The 18,071-nt window shown below is 71.0% G+C and carries 23 protein-coding genes and 1 pseudogene; 15 read left to right on the forward strand and 9 right to left on the reverse strand.

Translation table 11 applies throughout. From position 1 onward, the window contains the following. Positions 1–55: 55 nt before the first annotated feature. The 4 genes and pseudogenes from OG472_RS38025 to OG472_RS38040 form a co-directional block, all read right to left on the reverse strand. Positions 56–424 (reverse strand): PRC-barrel domain-containing protein, encoded by a 369-nt coding sequence (locus OG472_RS38025; RefSeq protein WP_401606002.1) that lies wholly within the window; start codon positions 422–424, stop codon positions 56–58. A gap of 156 nt (positions 425–580) precedes the next feature. After that, positions 581–742 carry a hydrophobic protein gene (locus tag OG472_RS38030; RefSeq protein WP_405833601.1) on the reverse strand — a complete coding sequence of 54 codons (162 nt, stop codon included), beginning with the start codon at positions 740–742 and terminating at the stop codon, positions 581–583. 163 nt (positions 743–905) lie between these two features. Then, complete coding sequence (locus OG472_RS38035; protein ID WP_401606468.1) at positions 906–1,373, reverse strand: hemerythrin domain-containing protein; 468 nt, start codon at positions 1,371–1,373, stop codon at positions 906–908. A gap of 192 nt (positions 1,374–1,565) precedes the next feature. Beyond that, positions 1,566–2,356, reverse strand: a pseudogene (locus OG472_RS38040) (catalase-related domain-containing protein); the annotation flags it as partial. Positions 2,357–2,540: 184 nt separating this feature from the next. Between OG472_RS38040 and OG472_RS38045 the strand changes: the two are divergent. From OG472_RS38045 to OG472_RS38070, 6 genes are all read left to right on the forward strand, one after another. Continuing rightward, positions 2,541–3,536 (forward strand): magnesium and cobalt transport protein CorA, encoded by a 996-nt coding sequence (locus OG472_RS38045; RefSeq protein ID WP_405942663.1) that lies wholly within the window; start codon positions 2,541–2,543, stop codon positions 3,534–3,536. A gap of 92 nt (positions 3,537–3,628) precedes the next feature. Next, complete coding sequence (locus OG472_RS38050; RefSeq protein WP_405942664.1) at positions 3,629–4,198, forward strand: YihY/virulence factor BrkB family protein; 570 nt, start codon at positions 3,629–3,631, stop codon at positions 4,196–4,198. Between the two features lie 116 nt (positions 4,199–4,314). After that, complete coding sequence (locus tag OG472_RS38055) at positions 4,315–4,728, forward strand: phage holin family protein (protein WP_401606010.1); 414 nt, start codon at positions 4,315–4,317, stop codon at positions 4,726–4,728. Next, entirely contained in the window at positions 4,725–5,099 is a 375-nt protein-coding gene (locus OG472_RS38060) for a DUF3618 domain-containing protein (protein WP_401606013.1), read from the forward strand. The genes OG472_RS38055 and OG472_RS38060 overlap by 4 nt, the downstream gene beginning before the upstream one ends. Then, entirely contained in the window at positions 5,096–5,362 is a 267-nt protein-coding gene (locus OG472_RS38065) for a DUF4235 domain-containing protein (RefSeq protein ID WP_401606016.1), read from the forward strand. The genes OG472_RS38060 and OG472_RS38065 overlap by 4 nt, the downstream gene beginning before the upstream one ends. 82 nt (positions 5,363–5,444) lie before the next feature. Next, complete coding sequence (locus OG472_RS38070) at positions 5,445–5,675, forward strand: DUF6479 family protein (RefSeq protein ID WP_401606019.1); 231 nt, start codon at positions 5,445–5,447, stop codon at positions 5,673–5,675. A gap of 123 nt (positions 5,676–5,798) precedes the next feature. Here the strand turns inward: OG472_RS38070 and OG472_RS38075 are convergent, their stop codons facing one another. Next, positions 5,799–6,212, reverse strand: a complete 414-nt coding sequence (locus tag OG472_RS38075; protein ID WP_401606020.1) for a hypothetical protein — start codon at positions 6,210–6,212, stop codon at positions 5,799–5,801. A gap of 750 nt (positions 6,213–6,962) precedes the next feature. Between OG472_RS38075 and OG472_RS38080 the strand changes: the two genes are divergently transcribed. From OG472_RS38080 to OG472_RS38105, 6 genes are all read left to right on the forward strand, one after another. Continuing rightward, on the forward strand, positions 6,963–7,415 hold the full coding sequence (locus OG472_RS38080; RefSeq protein WP_401606024.1) for an SRPBCC family protein: 453 nt from the start codon (positions 6,963–6,965) through the stop codon (positions 7,413–7,415). Next, positions 7,408–8,997: a phytoene desaturase family protein gene (locus OG472_RS38085; RefSeq protein WP_405942665.1), complete on the forward strand. Its 1,590-nt coding sequence runs from the start codon at positions 7,408–7,410 to the stop codon at positions 8,995–8,997. Before OG472_RS38080 ends, OG472_RS38085 begins: the two co-directional genes overlap by 8 nt. 192 nt (positions 8,998–9,189) lie before the next feature. Next, entirely contained in the window at positions 9,190–9,609 is a 420-nt protein-coding gene (locus OG472_RS38090; protein ID WP_401606029.1) for an SsgA family sporulation/cell division regulator, read from the forward strand. A gap of 170 nt (positions 9,610–9,779) precedes the next feature. Next, positions 9,780–12,116 (forward strand): pectinesterase family protein, encoded by a 2,337-nt coding sequence (locus OG472_RS38095; protein WP_405833614.1) that lies wholly within the window; start codon positions 9,780–9,782, stop codon positions 12,114–12,116. A 125-nt stretch (positions 12,117–12,241) separates the two neighbouring features. Then, positions 12,242–12,769 (forward strand): SigE family RNA polymerase sigma factor, encoded by a 528-nt coding sequence (locus tag OG472_RS38100; protein WP_401606033.1) that lies wholly within the window; start codon positions 12,242–12,244, stop codon positions 12,767–12,769. After that, positions 12,766–13,485, forward strand: coding sequence for a hypothetical protein (locus tag OG472_RS38105; protein ID WP_405942666.1), 720 nt, complete (start codon positions 12,766–12,768; stop codon positions 13,483–13,485). The genes OG472_RS38100 and OG472_RS38105 overlap by 4 nt, the downstream gene beginning before the upstream one ends. A gap of 70 nt (positions 13,486–13,555) precedes the next feature. Here OG472_RS38105 and OG472_RS38110 read toward each other — a convergent pair whose 3' ends face one another. Then, a complete protein-coding gene (locus tag OG472_RS38110) occupies positions 13,556–13,771 on the reverse strand; it encodes a hypothetical protein (protein ID WP_405942667.1) in 216 nt (71 codons plus the stop codon). A 54-nt stretch (positions 13,772–13,825) separates the two neighbouring features. On the opposite strand from OG472_RS38110, the gene OG472_RS38115 reads away from it, so the two are divergent. After that, complete coding sequence (locus tag OG472_RS38115; protein ID WP_405942668.1) at positions 13,826–14,095, forward strand: hypothetical protein; 270 nt, start codon at positions 13,826–13,828, stop codon at positions 14,093–14,095. On the opposite strand, the gene OG472_RS38120 is transcribed toward OG472_RS38115, so the two are convergent. The 3 genes from OG472_RS38120 to OG472_RS38130 all read right to left on the reverse strand — a co-directional run bounded on the left by OG472_RS38120 (position 14,065) and on the right by OG472_RS38130 (position 16,897). Further along, on the reverse strand, positions 14,065–14,706 hold the full coding sequence (locus OG472_RS38120) for a GNAT family N-acetyltransferase (RefSeq protein WP_405942669.1): 642 nt from the start codon (positions 14,704–14,706) through the stop codon (positions 14,065–14,067). The two genes, OG472_RS38115 and OG472_RS38120, sit on opposite strands and share 31 nt — an antisense overlap. Positions 14,707–14,828: 122 nt before the next feature. Beyond that, positions 14,829–15,515: an N-acetylmuramoyl-L-alanine amidase gene (locus OG472_RS38125; RefSeq protein WP_405942670.1), complete on the reverse strand. Its 687-nt coding sequence runs from the start codon at positions 15,513–15,515 to the stop codon at positions 14,829–14,831. Positions 15,516–15,859: 344 nt separating this feature from the next. Next, a complete protein-coding gene (locus OG472_RS38130; protein ID WP_405833623.1) occupies positions 15,860–16,897 on the reverse strand; it encodes an Lrp/AsnC family transcriptional regulator in 1,038 nt (345 codons plus the stop codon). A gap of 105 nt (positions 16,898–17,002) precedes the next feature. Between OG472_RS38130 and OG472_RS38135 the strand changes: the two genes are divergently transcribed. Both OG472_RS38135 and OG472_RS38140 read left to right on the forward strand, forming a co-directional pair. Then, positions 17,003–17,392 carry a VOC family protein gene (locus OG472_RS38135; RefSeq protein ID WP_405942671.1) on the forward strand — a complete coding sequence of 130 codons (390 nt, stop codon included), beginning with the start codon at positions 17,003–17,005 and terminating at the stop codon, positions 17,390–17,392. Positions 17,393–17,418: 26 nt separating this feature from the next. Then, positions 17,419–17,943 (forward strand): hypothetical protein, encoded by a 525-nt coding sequence (locus OG472_RS38140; protein ID WP_405942672.1) that lies wholly within the window; start codon positions 17,419–17,421, stop codon positions 17,941–17,943. The last annotated feature ends 128 nt before the right edge of the window (positions 17,944–18,071 follow it).

An 18,071-nucleotide genomic window follows, 5' to 3' on the forward strand; every position in this document is an offset into this window, starting at 1 on the left:
CGGTCCCGGCACCCAGGGAGGGTGCCGGGACCGGCGTCGTGGTGCGGGAACGGGATCAGGCGGGGCGGCCGCCGAAGGGGGCGCCGGTGCCGTAGTAGGTACCCAGCTCTTCCCGGTAGCCGGTGTCGCCGAGGTGCTTGTCCCGGTGGAACTCGGGGGCGTTCTTGATCTGTTCCTTGGTGCGGTCGACGAAGACCTTCCGCTCCTCCGGGTCGACCTTGACGACCGTGCTCGCCGGCAGCAGGACCTCCTTACCGAAGATCCACACGCCGGTGTCCACGACCAGGTAGGCGTCACCGACCTCGTCGGAGTGCTTGTCGACCTTGCCGATGCTCCCGTCGGTCGCCTCGACCTTGTAGCCGGTCAGGTCCGTACCGGCCAGGTGGCCCGACGTCGACTTGTAACTCCACACATGCTCAGTCACGCTAAAACAACTCCTCGGTCAATGGGGGACGGCGGGGAAATGCTTCTCCGCCGATCCTCCTTGTTCCGTACCTTGTGCGCGGCGGGTCGTGCTTTCCGCCTGAATTTCACTTGCCCCGCTTTCCGAGCTTCACGCACCCGGATCGTGGCGGGACGGCTACCAGCGGTACCAGCGGCCGCTACCGCCCTTCGGACGGGCGACAAATCCGATCAGCCACAGCACCAGGACTGCGATAGCCACCCACCAGAGAATCTTCACCGCGAAACCCGCGCCGACGAGGATCAGAACCAGCAGGAGAACGAGAAGCAGGGGAACCATAGTTATCAACCTCCGGAGCACCGTCTGCCCGACCGCACCGAGGGCATGCACGAAATTCCCATGTGCGTGTCATTCCGGCGGCCGGGCAGGAAAATCCGCCCGCTCTTCGAGGAAATCCGTGAGGACGCCTTACCCGACGGTGTCGACGAGCCGGCCGGCGGGGTTACGCGCTCGGGACGGCCAAGGGATCGGCCGGGGCGGTCTTCTTCGCCGTTTCCATCCGGGCGCCGAGTTCCGTGAGGCGGTTGCGGCCCATGGCCTTGCGGACCTCGGGGAACCACTCCTTCTCTTCCTCCTCGACGTGGTGGCGGACGCTTTCCATCAGGACCGTCATCTTGGCGTCGAACCGCTCGTCGCTCGCGTCGAGCCCCTTGAGTTCGGAGAGCATCCACAGAACGACGTGGTGCTCCTCGATGCTTTCGAGGACGTGGTCCTTGGTGTCGGGAGCGGCCTCGCGGGCAGCCGGGTAGAAGATCTTCTCCTCGATCCAGGTGTGGGTGGTGAGTTCCTCGATCACCTGGTCGGCGATCTTGCGCTTCGTCGCGTGCGCATTGTCGCCGGCTTTCTCAAACTGCTTGAACAGCTTCTCGACCGTCTTGTGGTCTTCCTTGAGCAGTACGATCCCGTCCACCGGGCCTCCTTCGATCGTCCATCGGAGGGCGCAGCCGACGCCCTGACCCCGTGTACCCGGTGGGGCGGTGGCGACACTGCTCTCCGGGCGGGATGCCTCGTACAGGCGACCTTCCCTACGCCGAACGCTGATGCTTCTCCTGCCTGTCGGGGGAACCCGGCTCCGGCGCGGGGCCGCGTTCGGCACTGCCGTGATGCCGGCGGATTCGAGGAGCCGCTCCGCGCCGTTCCAGCCGCCCATGGCCTTGCCGTGCCGGTACGCCTCGGTGACGAGCAGCAGTACGCGGGGTCGGGGGCTTCGGGAGGCCGGGCAGTGCCGGCCTTGCGTCGCGCGCACCGTATGCGTCCGCGCCGGCCTGGGGCACTCCGGCCAGCAGGACGGCATTGAATTCGACGGAGCGGGCGGCGGCGAAGGTCCGCTGAACGGCGATCGGGTCACCCGTGGAGTCGAGGGTGCCGCCGTTCGGGGCGACGCCGAGGGGCACCATGCCCGCGTCCAGGACGGCCTGGCGGGCGGTTCGTACGCCGTCCAGATCGGCCGCGGTGTCGGCGACGATGCCGATCACGCGGCCATCGGTCGGCCAGGTCGCTCCTCTCTGGGAGAGGGCGGGGCTGGGGTCGGCTGCGACGAGCGGTACGGTGGCGGCCGGTGCCGGCAGGCCGAGACCTGCGGTGACCTGTTCGCACAGGTCCGGATCGATGTTCGCCAGCACCTTCAGGGTGCGTTCCTTGATGGCCTGCTCGTAGCACTTGCCGAGTTCGAAGGTGTAGGCGGCGATGATGTGTTCGCGCTCGGGCGGGGTCATGCCCAGCCAGAAGAGGCGCGGTTGGGTGAAGTGGTCGGAGAACGAGGCGGGGCGCCTCACGGACCTTGCTTGCCTCGGGGACGGTGACGGGTGTCTCGATGAAGGCGGCCGTGTCGGCGCCGGCGAGGAAGGGGCAGCCGCCGTCGAGGCTGTTGGGGTGGTAGGGAGCGACGCCACGACGGGTCCGGTCAGCAGTCCGGAGGCGGGGCGGCTGCCGCCGCGCCGGCAAGGGCACCGGAACGGCGCGCCAACGCTCGGGCTTTCGGAGACGGGGAGGCTTGAGGAGACGCGGAGTCCGGCGGCATGACCGCGAGCGGTCCGCCGGCGCGCATGAAAGCGGCGTTCTGGCGCATGAGCGGCGTATGGAATGCGTGGTGTACGAGGAACGGTCGGGCCGGTCGGAGACGGTGGAGTGCGGCCTTCAGGACGAGGCATGCCGACTGGTGCTGAAGCGGTTGCGCGGCCTGGGCGACGGTGAATTCGGCTGGGTGCGACTCGTGGACCCGGCCGAGGGTGAACTCGTGCAGCTGGCCGAGGAACTCGGTCTGCACCCCCTGGCAGTGGAGGACGCCGTTCAGGCCCGCCAGCGGCCGAAGTGGGAGCGCTTCGGGGACGTCCTGGCCGTCGCGCTGAAGACCCTTTGGTACGTGGAGGAGGAAACGGCGGTGGAGACAGGCGAGTTGATGCTCTTCGTCGGGCCCCGCTACGTACTCACCGTCCGTCATGGCGTGGTGGACCCGGCAGCCGAGGCGGCCCGCCGACTGGAAGCAGATCCGTCCATGCTGCGCTTCGGCCCGCTCTCGGTTCTGCACGCCGTACTCGACGTCGTCGTCGACGCCTACAGCGAGGCCGCCGAGACGGTGCGCGCCGCGCTCAACCGGCTGGAGGACCGGGTCTTCTCGTCTTCCCGCGTCGACCACACCGAGGACATCTACTCCCTGAAGCGAGAGGTTCGTGAGTTCCGGGACGCCGTGCAGCCGCTGGTGCCTGTCCTGCCCGGCCTGCTGAGCGGCCTGGCCGAGGAGGAGCATCCGGCGAAGGTCCTGCCGTACTTCCGCGACGTGGCCGATCACCTGCACCGCACCGACACCGAGGTGGGGACGCTCGACGAACTGCTCACCTCGGTCCTCGACGCACAGCAGGCCCGAGTCGGCACCTGGCAGAACGACGACATGCGGCGCATCTCCGCCTGGGCCGCGATCTTCGCGGTCCCCACCATGATCGCCGGCGTCTACGGAATGAACTTCGAGCACATGCCGGAGCTCGGCTGGAGCTACGGCTATCCACTCGCCGTCGGCCTCATGGCGACGGCATCGGGCATCCTCTACCGCTCCTTCCGCCGCAACGGCTGGCTCTAGAAATCCGGATCCGGGGGCCGCTCCCCGCACGAGGGCCCTTTTCCCGGGTGCCGTACGGGCATGACTGGCGCTGTGGTGGAAAGCCGCCGGGTATGACCTCCCCGCCGAACCGGGACCAGGGCAGTGACCGTGATCGTGCCGACACCGGGCGGGACGCCGAGGCGGGCCCGGGCGAGCTGCTGGCGCTCTTCCCCGCCCTCCTGGTTCTCGTGTCCCTGCTCGGCCTGGCCGGGGAGTCGACGACCGCGCGGCTGTTGGACAACCTTCGGCGGCTGACGCCCGGCTCCGCCCGCGACGTGATCAGAGACGCCGTCGAGCAGCTGCAGGGCCGGAGCCGCGTCGGGTCGCTGATGGCCGTCGTCGGCCTCGTCGTGGCGCTGTGGTCCGCCTCCGGCTACGTGGCCGCGTTCATCCGCTCCGCGAACGCCGTCTATGACATGCCCGAGGCCCGGCCGGTGTGGAAGGTGCTACCGCTGCGCCTGGCGCTCACCGTCACCCTGATGGTCCTCGCCTGCGCCGACGCGTTGATCGTCGTCTTCACCGGCAGCCTGGCCCGTCAGCGTGCGATCGCCGGAGGGCTGCCCGAGGACGAGGAACCCTATGTCCGACCCCGCGAAACCCGCGCCTGGAGCGAGCAGGACCGCCGCCGCATGGAGGGGTGATCGCACAGGACCGTGCTGCCTGCGCAGAAGCATCTGCCCGTGGCGTGGGTGCTCGTTCGTTTACCGGGTAGGCGCGCCACGACAACGGCGTGCGCATCGTAAAGGGGGACACCCGCATGAGCACGATAGAGCGGCAGACCCACAGCACCGGTGAATCAGTGAGCGTGCTGGTCTCGCGCGCTTCCCAGCAGATATCCGAGCTGGTCCGCGAGGAGATGCAGCTGGCTCGGGCAGAAATGACTCAGAAGGGAAAACGCTTCGGGAAGGGCGGCGGCCTCTTCGGTGCCGCGGGCCTGATCGGAATCCTGGCAGCCCAAGCCCTGACCGCAACCTGCATCGCAGCCCTCGCGTTGATACTCCCGGTGTGGGCGGCGGCCCTGATCGTCACGGTGGTACTGGCGGTGGTTGCCGCAGTGACTGCCATGGCAGGGAAGAAGCAGATCGGCGAGGCCGGCGCCCCCGTCCCGGAGCAGACCATCGACAGCGTCAAAGCCGACCTGGCCGAGATCAAGGAGAGAGCGCACCGATGACCCACGAATCCCGAACCAATATCGGCACGCCCACCCCCGACGAGCTGCGCGAGCAGGTCGAGCGCACCCGCGACGAACTCGGGCAGACCATCGAGGCATTGGCGGGCAAAGCCGACATCAAGGCGCAGGCGAAAGGAAAGGCGGCCGCCGTCAAGCAACAGGCCGCCGACAAGACCGCCGTGGTCTCCGACCAGATCCGTGCGAAGGCCCAGCATGCGGCGCAGCTGGTGAACGACACGACGCCCGAGCAGCTTCTGGACAAGGCGGGCCGGGCCGCGAGCGTGGCACGCGCCAACCGCAAGCCGCTTCTCGCGGCCGGCGCTGTTCTGGTCGTCCTCCTGCTGGTGCGGCGCAGCCGTCGAAGCCGATGAAAGCGTCCAAGGTCGCGTACAAGCCGGTGGGCCTCGCCCTGGGTGCCGTCAGCGGCATGATCGCGGGTGCGGCGTTCAAACAGGTCTGGAAGATCGTCGAAGGAGAGGGCGACGCTCCCAGCGCGACGGACGAAGACCGTTCCTGGAGGCAGATCCTGATCGCCGCCGCCATCCAGGGCGCCATCTTCGCCGTGGTCAAGGCCGCCGTCGACCGCTCGGGGGCCGTGGCCACCCGTCGCGTGACGGGTACCTGGCCGGGCTGACCCCTGCGACGCCGCCGTTCTCTGCCGGAATTCCGTAAGAGAGATATCCCGTAGGCCGGCCGAATGAGGGTAGGCGCCAGACATGATTCCTACCGAAATTCTCGCGGCCGAAGGCCAAGGAGCGTATTTCCTCATGTTCGCCGGCGTGGTGGTGGTCGTCCTTTTGACCGGCGCGTTCTGGTACGGCAGCCGGCGCAGCGCGCGGCGCCGGGCCCCTGTCCGGCCGGCCGAGCAGAATCCCGTGGCGCGGGGGCGTGAGGACTCGTGGCAGACGCCGGACGGCAACGCCGGCGACCAGGGTCCCCGTGTGTGAGCCGGCCCCTGGGTCACGCCGGTCCCGCTGAGCGCGCTCGCCGGCCGGGAACCGTAGGTCGGCCGACGGCCGCGCCCAGGGCGCGGCCGTCCGGGAGGATCGGAGGCCGGGGACCGTTGCTTTTCAGCGAGCCGCGGTTCGGTGGCCGAACCAGTGACCACGACGGCGGGGGGCGTCCGCCACCGGAGGACCGGTCTCGGCGCGAGCGTCGTCGCGTTCCTCGATCAGATCTTCGCGGTCGCGGTCGACGGCGGCGGCCTCACGGCGTGATGTGCCGCGTTCCCGTCGGGCCTGTGCCGAGCGACGGGCCGAACGACGGGCGCCCATCATGACGAGAGTCAGACCCAAGAGGGCTACGGCTCCCACGATGATCCCGCTCAGAAAGAGAGATCCGGTCGAACCGGTTGCGTGGTAGCCGAAAATCGAGAAATCGCCGCCGACGCCGAGATCGTGCCCCGCGCCCGTATTGCCGAATACTCCGGCCAGGCCGACGACGATGGCGGCGATCAGAAGGATGAGCCCGAGGATGAGAATCATGGAATTTCTCCTTGGAACTGCGCCGGGGGAAAGTCGCCGGACACGACTGGCGCCTACCCCGGTTGTGAACCGTCACGCCAATACGGAAGATATTCCGCTTGCCCCCGGCAGCGCCGTCAGGGCACGCGCAGCGCCAGCACGACTACGTCGTCTCCGGGAGCCGGGTCCGCCGGCTCGCTGCTGATCCGGTTGAGGAGGACGTCGTGCTCCACCAGGGTGGTCACCCGGCCGTCGGGAGTACAGGGCAGTGGCGGCGGGTGGCCGGCGTTGGACCAGGTCAGCGTCCAGCCCGGACCGCCGTCGGCGAGGTCGAGGCGGGCGTGGCCCCGTGTGCCGCCAGCGTCCGTGGGCAGGGCTGAGCACGCGGCGTCGAGGGCGGGGCGCGGACCCCACGCCGGGCCGGCGCGCAGGGCGCACGGTGCCCTCCGAACCCGACGCGACCACCTGCGCGAACGGTGGGACGATGGCAGGACCGGGAACCAAGGACGCTTCCACCCCGACGGGCGAGGACCCCCGGGACCAGCCCGGCAAGCGCAGCCGTGGGTAGCGCAGCCTGGCGCTGTGCCTCCCGTGCGGCGCGCCGTCGAGTACGAGCGCCGGTCAGGCACACGAAGGGCCTCGCCCACTGATGGGGGTCGCCCGGCCGCCCGCGAAGAGACCGCCGGCCGAGGCCGAGCGTCACGGGGTCGGTGCACAGTTCAGTGCGTGTGGTCACGGCACGCTGTTCGTTCCGGTAGAAGGACTTCTCTCATGGCCGTCCGAAACCAGCTGATTCATCGGGCCCCTCAGGCGGTGTGGTCCGTGCTCGCCGATCCAAACCTGTACGGGGAGTGGGTGGTGGGCCCGTCGGAGTCCACGCCGCTCGATCAGTCCTGGCCGGAGGTCGGATCCCGGCTCCGCTACACCGTGCGGCTGGGTCCCTGGTCGACCGACGGGGTGACCACGGTCCGCCACCGGGAAACCGGCCGGGAGCTGGAACTGGAAGCGTCGTTCAAGTCGTTGGGCACCGCGAGGATCTTCCTCCAGCTCAGGCCGTGGGGCGAGGAGACCCTCGTCATCTGCGACGAGCACCCCCTGCGCGGCATCGGCGGAACCCTGCACAACCCCGCCGTGGAAGCCCTGCTCCAGCTCCGCCACCGAGGAATGCTGGCCCGCCTGGCCAGGATCGTGGAACGGGATCACGCAAGGCCCCGCCATGCCTGACGCGGTGGTGATCGGCGCCGGCCCCAACGGACTGGTGGCCGCGAACCTCCTGGTCGACGCCGGATGGAGCGTGGAAGTCCTGGAGGCGCAGCCGGAGCCGGGAGGGGCCGTGCGCAGCGACCGAGGCGTCCACCCGGACTACGTTTCGGACCTCTTCAGCGCGTTCTACCCGCTGGCCGCCGCCTCCCCGGTCCTCACCCGCCTCGACCTGGCCGCCGAGGGCCTGCGATGGAGCCACGCCCCCGCCGTACTGGCCCACCCGCTGAAGGACGGCAGGTGCGCCGTACTGGAACGTCGCGTGGAAGCAACCTCGGCCGGGCTGGCCGGATTCGCGGCGACTGACGGGGACGCCTGGCGGGACATGTACAAGATGTGGTGCCGCGCCGGTCCCGACGTGGTCCAAGCCCTCTTCGCTCCGTTCCCTCCGGTACGGTCCGGCCTCCGGCTCGCGGCGAAGTTGCGGGCCGCCGACGGGCTGCGGTTCGCCCGGAACCTGTCCCTGCCGGTGCGGCGCCTGGGCGAGGAGGAGTTCGCGGGGGACGGGGGCCGGCTCCTGCTGGCCGGCAATGCCCTGCACGCCGACCTGGCCCCGGAAGCCGCGGGCAGCGGCGGCTTCGGCTGGCTGATGTCGATGCTCGGACAGAGCCACGGCTTCCCGGTCCCCGTCGGCGGGGCCGGCGCCCTGACCGCGGCGCTCGTGAGCCGCCTGCAGCGCCGAGGTGGCGTTCTGCGCTGCGGTGAGCGGGTCGCGTCCGTCGTCGTACGCGGTGGCACGGCGGTCGGGATCAGCACCGCGGGCGGGGAGACCGTCAGCGCGCGGCGGGCCGTACTGGCCGACACGTCGGCACCGGCCCTCTACCGGGACCTCGTGGGCGAGGAACACCTCCCGCCCCGCCTCGTGCGGGACCTCAAGCGCTTCCAGTGGGACTTCGCGACGTTCAAGGTCGACTGGGCGCTGACCGGCCCGGTGCCGTGGACGGCGCCGCAGGCCGCCCGGGCGGGGACCGTCCACGTGGCCGACGGCGTCGACGGCCTGACCCGCTTCGCCTCGCAGATCGCCATGGGACTGGTCCCCGACGAGCCGTTCACCCTGTTCGGTCAGATGACCACGGCGGATCCCACCCGCTCACCCGCCGGCACGGAATCGGCGTGGGCCTACACGCACCTCCCGCAGCACATTGCCTCCGACGCGGGCCCCGACCGCATCACCGGCCGTTGGAACGCCCGCGAACAGGAAGCCATGGCCGACCGCATCGAGGCCCAGGTGGAACGGTTCGCGCCCGGCTTCCGTGAACTGATCGGCGCCCGCCGGATCCTCGCCCCCACCACCCTCCAGGCGATGAACGAGAACCTCCACAACGGCGCCATCAACAACGGCACCACCGCTCTTCACCAACAGGCGATCTTCCGCCCCATTCCCGGCACCGGCCGGCCCGAGACCCCCGTCAAGGGCCTCTACCTCGCCTCCGCGGCCGCCCACCCCGGCGGCGGCGTCCACGGCGCCCCTGGTGCGAACGCCGCCCGAGCCGCCCTGCGACCCCACGGGCTCCATGCCCTCCTCCACGGAGCGCAACGCATCTGACCCCCCCAGGCCGCCCCGGCCGCTTGTGTGGATGTGTGCTGGGACGTCCTGGCGTCCAGCGGGGGCGACGAAGGCCGAGCCGACTCGCCCGCGGGGCAAGGCGCGAAGGACCGTTCCCTGGATCGCACAGTGTGGCGAGGGTGAAGCGGGGCAGACGAGTGCCGCCGTACTGCCGATCCCGGAGGCCTGTTGATGTCCTGTGCGCCTACGTCTGCTCTGATCGTCGTCCGCCTCGACGCGCCGCGCGGCGGTGTGCCGCTCCTGGCCCGATTCTCGTACGACGCCGAGGACCCGTACGTGGTCCAGGCGACGTTCTTCGACGGCCCCACAGTCCTGGCCCGTTGGCACTTCGACCGGCAGATGCTCGCCGAGGGACTCCACCGCCCGGTGGGCGAGGGAGACGTCACCTTCGGCCCCCACACGGCAGGCGGCGAGGCCGACGAGCTCCGCGTTGCCTTGCGAGGCCCCGGCGACGAGGTGGAAGAGAGCGCTGTTCTCTTCGTGGAGGCCCGCCCGCTCACAGACTTCCTGGAGCAGTCGTACGCCGTCACGGGCGCAGGGGAGGAGTTCCTCGACGTCGACAGGCTCCTCGACGAGCTCCTGGCCCGCTGACGTGCAGCCGATGAGGGCGCCTCCCCGTGCGGTGGGCGGCGCAGCGGTCCGGGTGGGCCGATGACGCTCCGCGGCCCCGAAAGACGACTCGGCGGATGCCCGGCAACCTTTCGGGCTGCGGCGGCAACTGAGGGGTGAACAGAGCACCTCACCCCAAGGAGCCACCGTCCATGTCCGCTTCCCCCCACCGCCGCCCCACCGGACGTCGAAGGCTCGCCCTGGTCGGCGCGGCCACCCTGGTCGCCGCCGGTCTCGGCGCCGTGCCGCTGGTCGTGACGGCCGATGCCGTGGCACCCGCCGACCTCGCCCACGAGGTGCTGCCCGTCCGGGACGGCTGGGCCGCGAGCGGCTCGGGCACCACCGGTGGCCGGGCTGCGGCCGCGGCCCGCGTCTTCACCGTCTCCACCCGCGCCGAGCTGGCGAAAGCCCTGGCCGCGGGCCCGGCCGACGCCCCGCGGATCGTCCGGGTCAAGGGCCTGATCGACGCCGGCACCGACGACAGCGGGAGGCCGCAGAGCTGCGCCGACTACGCCGCGGGCACCGGCTACTCGCTCGACTCCTACCTCAAGGCCTACGATCCCGCCGTCTGGGGCCGTGCCAAGGTGCCCTCCGGTGCCCAGGAGAACGCCCGCAGGGCGGCCCAGGCCAGGCAGGCCGCCCGGATGGTGTTCACCGTGCCGGCGCGGACCACGGTCATAGGCGTGCCCGGCACCGGAGCGGGCATCACCGGCGGCAGCCTCGTGGTGAAGAACGCCGACAACGTGATCATCCGCAACCTGTCGCTCACCGACGTCCGGGACTGCTTCCCCCAGTGGGACCCGACCGACGGCTCCACCGGCAACTGGAATTCCGCCTACGACGCCGTCAGCCTGCGCGGCGCCACCCACGTCTGGGTCGACCACAACAGCTTCTCCGACGACCCGCACCCGGACTCCGGCAATCCGGTCCGCTTCGGCCGCGAGTACCAGGTCCACGACGGCGCCCTCGACATCACGAACGCCTCCGACCTGGTCACCGTCGGGTACAACACGTTCAGCAACCACGACAAGACCATGCTGATCGGCAGCAGCGACAAGGACACCAAACTGCGGGTGACGCTCCACCACAACGTGTTCCGGGGCATCGTCCAGCGCGCCCCCCTCGCCCGGGTGGGCCGGATCCACTTGTACGACAACTACTACGACACCACGGAGTCGGAGGGCTACGCGCACAGCTACAGCGTCAACTCCCGCGCTGGCGCCCAGGTCGTCGCGCAGAACAACCACTGGAAGCTCTCCTCCGACCGGAAGACCTCGCAACTGCTCGGCGGCGACGGCACCGGAGCCATCGCGGGCAGCGGCAACCTCGTCGGCGGCGCCCCCGTGGACCTGGTCGCCGCCCACAACTCCGCCAACCCCGGGAAGAAGATCAAGACCACCGTCGACTGGCGGCCCACCCTCACCGCCGGACTGGAACCCGCCGCCGGACTGCCGGCCAAGCTGGCGGCGAAGGCGGGCGCCGGCGTCCTCGCCGAGACCGGAGGCAAACAGGCCGCTCCCTCCGGTCCGGCCGGCGGTCGTACGCTGACGGTCGCCGCCGACGGCTCCGCAGCGCACCGCTCCGTGCAGGCAGCCGTCGACGCCGCCACCGCGGGCGACACCGTCCTCGTCGCGCGCGGCACCTACCGGGAAACGGTGAACGTCCCCGCCTCCAAGCACGGGCTGACCCTCAAGGGCGCCACCGGCAACGCCGAGGACGTCGTCATCACGTACGACAACGCCTCCGGCACGCCGAAGCCCGGAGGCGGTACGTACGGAACCGCGGGCAGCGCCACCGCGACCTTCTCGGCGAACGACATCACCGTCACAGGGGTGACGCTCGAGAACACGTGGGAGCGGTCGGCGCACCCGGACGTCAGGGACACCCAGGCCGTGGCGGTCAACGCGTCCGGCGACCGCCAGCAGTACCTCAACTCGCGCTTCGTCGGCCACCAGGACACCGTCCTGAACTGGGCTCCCTCGGCCACCGGCCAGTACCGGCAGTACTTCCGCCACTGCTTCATCGCGGGGGACGTCGACTTCGTCTTCGGCAACGCCACCGCCGTCTACGACCACGTCAACATCACCCTGCGCGACCGGGGCGCCGAGGCCGGCGGACTGGGCGGATACCTCGCTGCGCCGAACACCGACGCGGCCAAGCCGTACGGGATCCTCATCACCGACAGCACCATCGGCAGCCCCGCCCGGCCCGGGACCTACTACCTCGGCCGGCCCTGGCACCCGGGCCCGAGCGCGGTCGGCCGGCTGGTCATCCGCAACACGAGCCTGCCCGCAGCCGTCAAGACCGAGGGGCCGTGGACCGACATGGGGGGCTTCTCCTGGAAGTCCGCCCGGTTCGCCGAGTACGCCAACACGGGACCCGGCGCCGGAACCGGAGCGAACCGGCCCCAGCTCGGCGCGGACCAGGCCGCAGCCCACACCGCCCGCGCCTACCTGGCCGGCACCGACGGCTGGAACCCGACGGACTGATGGGCGTCACCGTGCGGACCAGGCCCGGGCGAACCGAGGGATCCGAACAGACATGCGAGCGGACTGCTACGCTCCGGCACCTGTCTGAGAACGCCCCCGCCGCACCGAGAGGCCGTACCGAGGCCATGACCGAAGACGAGGCGGCCGCAGAGTTCCACGCATTCTTCGAACGCCACCACGCCGAACTCTCCCGCCTGGCGTACCTGCTGACCGGAGAGGCGGACGCCGCCGACGACCTCGCCGCTGACGCGATGGTCGCGCTCTGGCACCGCTGGGACAGGGCTCGCCGTGCCGATTCCGCGGCGGCCTACGCCCGCGGGATCGTCGCCAACCTCGCCCGCAGCAGGATCCGGAGCGCGGTACGCGAGCGGCGGCGCGTCCTGCTGTTCTGGTCGCACCGCCCGGAGCGGACCGACGGCCCGGACATGGCCGCCGTCATGGACGTACGGGCCGCGCTGGACACCCTGCCGTTCCGCAAACGCGCCTGCGTGGTGCTGCGGTACGCCTTCGACCTCTCGGAGAAGGACACCGCGGCTGCGCTCGGGATATCGGTGGGTACGGTGAAGAGCCAGACCTCGAAGGGGACGGCGGAACTGCAGCGGTTGCTCGGCACCCGGGCTGCCGGCGAGCTGGTGGGAAGGGGAAGCCGGTGACCGACGAACTGCGCGGCCTGCTGCGCGAGAGCGCCGAAGACCACCTGCCCGACCGGGCCCGCATGTGGGCCCGGGTCGAGCGCGGCACGGCCCGCCCCGGCACCGCACGCCGACCGCGGGACCGCGAGCGAATCCGCGCCCTGTCCTGGCCGAAGATCGTCCTCGCGACCCTGGCCACCGCCGGAACCCTGACGGCGGGCGTTCTCACGGTGGTCACCGTCGTGCACGACCCGGACCCGCCACGGAATCCGACGGCCGCCGCCCCGTCGGCCGTTGCCCCGTCCACCACCGGCCGCGCGGAGCCGCCGAGGGAGGGCAGCCGGACCGAGGACGGTCCACTGTGGGCCGACGGCTCCGTCGACCCCCACAGCAACGTCTACTGGGCACAGAGCAACGTCACCCTGAAGACGGGGAAGCCGCTCACCGCGCTCGTCGTCGAGCTCCGCATCGCCCTCACCGAGGGGGTGAAGGACACCGGCAACTGGCGCACCCGCCCCCCCGCGGACTTCGACCTCTCCACCCGCCGGGAAGGTGGCTTCCTCGTCTACCGGTGGACCCTCAGACCCGGCAGGACCGTCCCGCCCGGCGAGCACGTCTTCGCCGGCCAGTACGACCACGCCGTCGGCGGACGCGACGCGAAGGGCGACACGTACCGGATCGACGCCACTGCCGGTGCCGCGGAGAGCGGAGCCGCCGTGTGGGGCGGCTTCGCGTAGGGCGCGTCCACGCCGCGCCGTTCCGGGCACGGGGGGTGCCGAACTGCCCTGCCGTGCCCCAGCAGGAGCCTCAGGTGACGACGACTGCGGTCGGCGAATCCATGGCGCACTCGGCGACGGCGGAGGCGGCGGCCTCGGCGCCCAGAACGCCGTCGACAAGGATCCCGAGCCCTTCCTGGCGAGCTGGGTCTACGTCGTGGTGTAGGGCGGATTCGCCATCCAGGGCCTGCTGCTCGCGGCGGCGTTCCGCGGCCGGGCCGGCGAGCTGCTCCCGGGGGCGACCCACCCGGTCCAGTCCTACCTCGCCGTCGTCGCCTCGGCGCTGGCGGCCTTCCACTGCATGCCCCGCCGCGCGCCCGGCCGGCTCCTGGTCGTCCTGACCTGGCTCGGCGGCGGTTCCATGCTCGCCTGGGGCTGCTGGACCCTGATCACCATGGGCCACACCCACCCCGACGCGGCCCTCGGCCACAACGGAACCACCGTGTACGTCCTGGCCACCCAGATGGAGATCGTGGCCGGCATGCTCGTCGGTGCGATCGGCGCCCACCTCCTGGCCGAGCGTTTCAGCGGGCCGCGTACTCAGGCCTCGCCCGGAGTGACGGGCTTGTAGATGAAGCCGGTCAGCGGTGCGAGGACCTTCCAGTCGAGCGTTTCGTAGAGGGCTCGGCCCGGGACGGTCGCGCCCAGGATGCCGGTGGCCGCACCGTTCTCGACGGCAGCGTTGGCGAGTGCGCCCATCACCACCGTGCCGAGGCCGAGGCGTTGGTGAGCCTCTTCGGTGACGATCTGGTCGAAGACGCAGGCGGCACCTGCCAGACCGATTTGACCGCGCGCGGCGAGCTCCCCGTCGGCGGCGCGAATGCGCACGCTGATGAGATCGCCGGCGGTCTCGGCGGTGGCTGTGTATCCGTCAGGCGCGCGCACGACGGACGGACGCAGGTCGACGGCCATCAGGAAGCCGGGATCGGTCGGCTCCCACTCGGGCGAGAACCACGGCTCCATGACGTCCGGTTCCAGAAAGGCCTTGATCCAGGTGGCCGGTTCGGTGATCGCGCCGATGAGCCCGCGGGCGGTCTCGGGATCGGCGTCGAGCAGGACGTGACGGACCACTTGGGTCGGCAGCCCGACCTGGATGCTCAGCCCCCACGGCTCGTCCACCGGCTTCGGTGCCCGCCGCGAGACGGTCCATCCGTCGACCCAAGAGCGCGCGAGCTCCCACATCCGGACACCCCTCCAAGTAATGACTGAGATTGGTATTCGGATATTACACAAGCCCTCCCGATGCTTCTGGGCAGTGTCCGGCTTCGATGGTCCCGGCGGACCCACCGCCAACACCCCGGCGCCTACCGGGGATTCATCCCACGGACCGCGCCGAGTATCTCCCCCGTCTGCGCAGACCGGAGGGGGCCCGGGCATGAGTGGCCGCCCCAGTCCCGGCCGCCCATGCTGTGGATGCCGAACCCCCGACCCAGTGGTGTGGAGGCGAGCTCGAGGGGCCATCCGTGCTGTGCCATGCCCCAGGCGTAGATCCGGGCGACGGAGTGCACCTGCTGCGCGGTGAGCGGCCGATGTGCGAATCCCGAGGTCTCCACCGAGAGCCACGACGGGTTGCCGGCGGACTGCGCCCAGGCCCGGTCGTGCGCGGAGACGTACTGTTCGATCTCGCCGGACTGCGAGACCCAGAAGTGCGAGGAACACTCCACTGCCGGATCACTGAAGCGATCGTGGAGCGAGGTCTCGCCCTCCTGCACGTGCAGGACCAGACCCCGCTTCTCCCTGATCCCGCCCGGAGTGAAGTTCACCGCCAGCGGCTTGCGGGTGGCGTCCGGCATCCACGCCTGCCCCGGTTCGGGAGTCGTTTCGGCAGGTGGACCCGCCCCGCTCTCGTCCTGCGTTTCCGTTCGGCCGGCCCCGGGGCCCCCGCCGGAGTCGACGACGACGCCGAGAGCGGTGGCGATGAGTCCGCCGCTGGTGCAGACCATGGCGGTACGGCGCGACACCAGCCGTGCTTTCGGTTTGCGGTGGCTCACGCGAGCGGCTCCGTACGTACGGCGCAGGGATCCGAGGTCCCGCCGCGAGGCCCGGATGCGAACCCCGGTCGGTACGGCCCGTCAGGCCGGTACGGCTCCCTGGTTCTGACCCTGACCCTGGCCCTGACCCGTCGGGAACGGAGCATCGGTAGATCCTTTTGCTGGACTGACCTTCTCCACCGGCATGCTTGCCGACCATTGGTGTCGGAATGAGACCGGATGATGACCGTTTCGTGACGGCCGCACGGGTGGGCCTCCCGCCCTGCACAGAGAGGTGCGCATACGACAGGCCTCCGCCAACCCACCGGCGGGCGCGGCTGCGCCGGGCGGCCGGTCCGTCGGGGTCAGCGCCTTTGCCGCTGCTGTCCTGGAGCGCGTCGTTCCAGCCGTTCCGCCCTGGCCGGTACGAGGAGTGGTCCCGCCCGTTTGGCGCGGCGCTGGATGAGGGCGGTCTCCATCCGGCCGATGCCGGGCAGCGACGCCAACTCGTCGGCCAGGTAGTCGTACAGGGCGGCGGTGTCGCGACACAGCACCATGGCGACGACCGCTGCCCGGCCCGTCGTGACTGCGGCGAAGGCCACCGCATCGTGTCGGGACAGCGCCTGCGTCACCTCGCCCAGCGCGGCCGGCGCCACCTCGAGCCACAGCAGCGCCTCCAGAGGGAAGCCGAAGCAGGAGGGGTCGACGTTCACCTCGAAGTGGAGCACCCCGGCGGCCCGCAGCCCGGCGATGCGACGGCGCACGGTCGAGGCCGACCAGCCGGTGACGGCGGCCAGCCGAACCACGTCCGCCCGCCCGTCCCGGGCCAGTTCACCGGCGAGCCGTGCCTCCGCCTCGCCCCAGCCGAGCGCTCCCGGGTCACCCGGTGGTTCCGGCGCGGGGCCGAGGAGCGCAGCCTGCTCGGACTCCTCCAGCGCGCTCGTCCGGCCTGCCCAGCCGCCGACGCCGGCAACCTGGCGCAGCACGCAGCCCGCCTCCACGTCCCGTATCCCCTGGGTCCGGAGCAGGTGGTCGAAGAGCGGGCGCTCACCGTCGGTACTCGCGGCCGGCGTGCGGACCATGCAGGTCAGCCGTGTTCCGCCGGCGAGCGGGGCGATCCACGAGGTGTCGTCCCGCAACGCGAGGGCGGTCGTGAGCGCGTCGGCGGCATCGGGCGTGCAGTCGATGCGGACGAACCAGTCGAGCATGCCGATCCGTTGGCTGTCGACGAGCCCGACCACCCTCACCACCAGGGCTGACCGGAGCCGGTGGTAGCGGCGGGCGACGGTGCGCTCGGGGACCCCGAGGACGGTGGCGATCCTGCTGAACGAGGCGCGCCCGTCGATCTGGAGGGCATGGATCAGACGCCGATCCAGCGCGTCGAGCATGACGGGTTGCGTCACGACGACGCCTCCGAACGTCTGATTGCGTCCATTGCGGCGACTGTACAGCGCGCACGGGAGCAGCTGGACGGGAGGCTGATGGCGACCGAACGAGAGAGGCAGACCATGTTGACCGTCCTTCCCATCAGGTACGTGGGCGACGTCGAGGCGTCCCGGGAGTTCTACGCGGGGCTGGGGCTCACTGTCCGGCAGGAGCCCGGTGCGGCCGTCTGGGTCCGGCTGACAGCAGCCGCGGGCGCCGTCGGCATCCATGCCAGCACCGTCTCGCAGGGGCGACCGCCCGGCACCACCGAACTGGGCTTCGCGACGGACGAGCCGCTGGAGGAGGTCGCGCAGCGGCTCCAACGGCGCGGCTACCCATACGAGCTCGTGGAGGAGAACTTCGGCCGCAGCATCCGGGTCACCGACCCGGACGGGGTCGTCGTGCAGATCCAGCGGATCGACCCGGACACCGTCCGCCGGTCGGCCGAGGCCCTGACCGGCGACGGCGCCTGACCGGCGACGGTGTCTGAGGCCCTGGTATGGAACCGCTCATCACACTCGTCACCGTCGCCGGCCTGTTGCTGCTCGCCGGGGAGCTCGGGGTCCTACGGTTCCGTCGGTCGACGGCCGCCCTGCGGGGCGGTCTGGCTGCCACGTTCCTGCTGACCGGGGGCGCGCATTTCGTCGGGATGCGTCAGGAGCTCGTCGCCATGGTGCCGCCCGCCCTGCCGGCGCCGGAGCTGCTCGTCACGCTGACCGGCGGCATCGAACTCGGCTGCGCACTGGGGCTCCTGTGGCCGAGGACCGTCCGGGGCTCGGCCGCCGTGCTCAGCGCACTGCTGGTCGTGATGTTCCCCGCCAACGTCTACGCCTCCGGCGGCGACGTGCCCTGGTGGGACCGGCTCGGCCCCCGGACGGCCATGCAGTGCGTCTTCCTCGCGGCCACCGTCATCGTCCTGGTCCGCCACGGCAGGGCGGTCGCGGAGGCCGCGCCCGACCCCCGGCTCAGCCCCCCGCCGCCTGGACCGTCGCCGGGTCGGCGCCGGTGGACCCGGCGGCTCTGATCCGGGCCTGAGCAGAGCGGGGTCCCGAACATCCGAGGTCAGTTGCCGTTCCCGCCCGCCATGACAGTGGTGCGGCGGCCGACGGTGACAGCGCCGTAGAGCGAGGGGAGGTGAGCGCCCGGCGCTCT

This window comes from Streptomyces sp. NBC_00207 (genome assembly GCF_045160965.1).
GTDB lineage: Bacteria > Actinomycetota > Actinomycetes > Streptomycetales > Streptomycetaceae > Streptomyces.

What these genes read in the sequence shown, in the direction of transcription:
- OG472_RS38055 (WP_401606010.1), top strand. Translation starts at nt 4,315, where the DNA reads ATGAGCACGATAGAGCGGCAGACCCACAGCACCGGTGAATCAGTGAGC.
- OG472_RS38065 (WP_401606016.1), top strand. Translation starts at nt 5,096, where the DNA reads ATGAAAGCGTCCAAGGTCGCGTACAAGCCGGTGGGCCTCGCCCTGGGT.
- OG472_RS38120 (WP_405942669.1), bottom strand. Translation starts at nt 14,706, where the DNA reads ATGTGGGAGCTCGCGCGCTCTTGGGTCGACGGATGGACCGTCTCGCGG.
- OG472_RS38115 (WP_405942668.1), top strand. Translation starts at nt 13,826, where the DNA reads ATGCCCCGCCGCGCGCCCGGCCGGCTCCTGGTCGTCCTGACCTGGCTC.
- OG472_RS38095 (WP_405833614.1), top strand. Translation starts at nt 9,780, where the DNA reads ATGTCCGCTTCCCCCCACCGCCGCCCCACCGGACGTCGAAGGCTCGCC.
- OG472_RS38045 (WP_405942663.1), top strand. Translation starts at nt 2,541, where the DNA reads ATGGAATGCGTGGTGTACGAGGAACGGTCGGGCCGGTCGGAGACGGTG.
- OG472_RS38135 (WP_405942671.1), top strand. Translation starts at nt 17,003, where the DNA reads ATGTTGACCGTCCTTCCCATCAGGTACGTGGGCGACGTCGAGGCGTCC.
- OG472_RS38100 (WP_401606033.1), top strand. Translation starts at nt 12,242, where the DNA reads ATGACCGAAGACGAGGCGGCCGCAGAGTTCCACGCATTCTTCGAACGC.
- OG472_RS38060 (WP_401606013.1), top strand. Translation starts at nt 4,725, where the DNA reads ATGACCCACGAATCCCGAACCAATATCGGCACGCCCACCCCCGACGAG.
- OG472_RS38030 (WP_405833601.1), bottom strand. Translation starts at nt 742, where the DNA reads ATGGTTCCCCTGCTTCTCGTTCTCCTGCTGGTTCTGATCCTCGTCGGC.
- OG472_RS38050 (WP_405942664.1), top strand. Translation starts at nt 3,629, where the DNA reads ATGACCTCCCCGCCGAACCGGGACCAGGGCAGTGACCGTGATCGTGCC.
- OG472_RS38140 (WP_405942672.1), top strand. Translation starts at nt 17,419, where the DNA reads ATGGAACCGCTCATCACACTCGTCACCGTCGCCGGCCTGTTGCTGCTC.
- OG472_RS38075 (WP_401606020.1), bottom strand. Translation starts at nt 6,212, where the DNA reads ATGATTCTCATCCTCGGGCTCATCCTTCTGATCGCCGCCATCGTCGTC.
- OG472_RS38090 (WP_401606029.1), top strand. Translation starts at nt 9,190, where the DNA reads ATGTCCTGTGCGCCTACGTCTGCTCTGATCGTCGTCCGCCTCGACGCG.
- OG472_RS38070 (WP_401606019.1), top strand. Translation starts at nt 5,445, where the DNA reads ATGATTCCTACCGAAATTCTCGCGGCCGAAGGCCAAGGAGCGTATTTC.
- OG472_RS38080 (WP_401606024.1), top strand. Translation starts at nt 6,963, where the DNA reads ATGGCCGTCCGAAACCAGCTGATTCATCGGGCCCCTCAGGCGGTGTGG.
- OG472_RS38085 (WP_405942665.1), top strand. Translation starts at nt 7,408, where the DNA reads ATGCCTGACGCGGTGGTGATCGGCGCCGGCCCCAACGGACTGGTGGCC.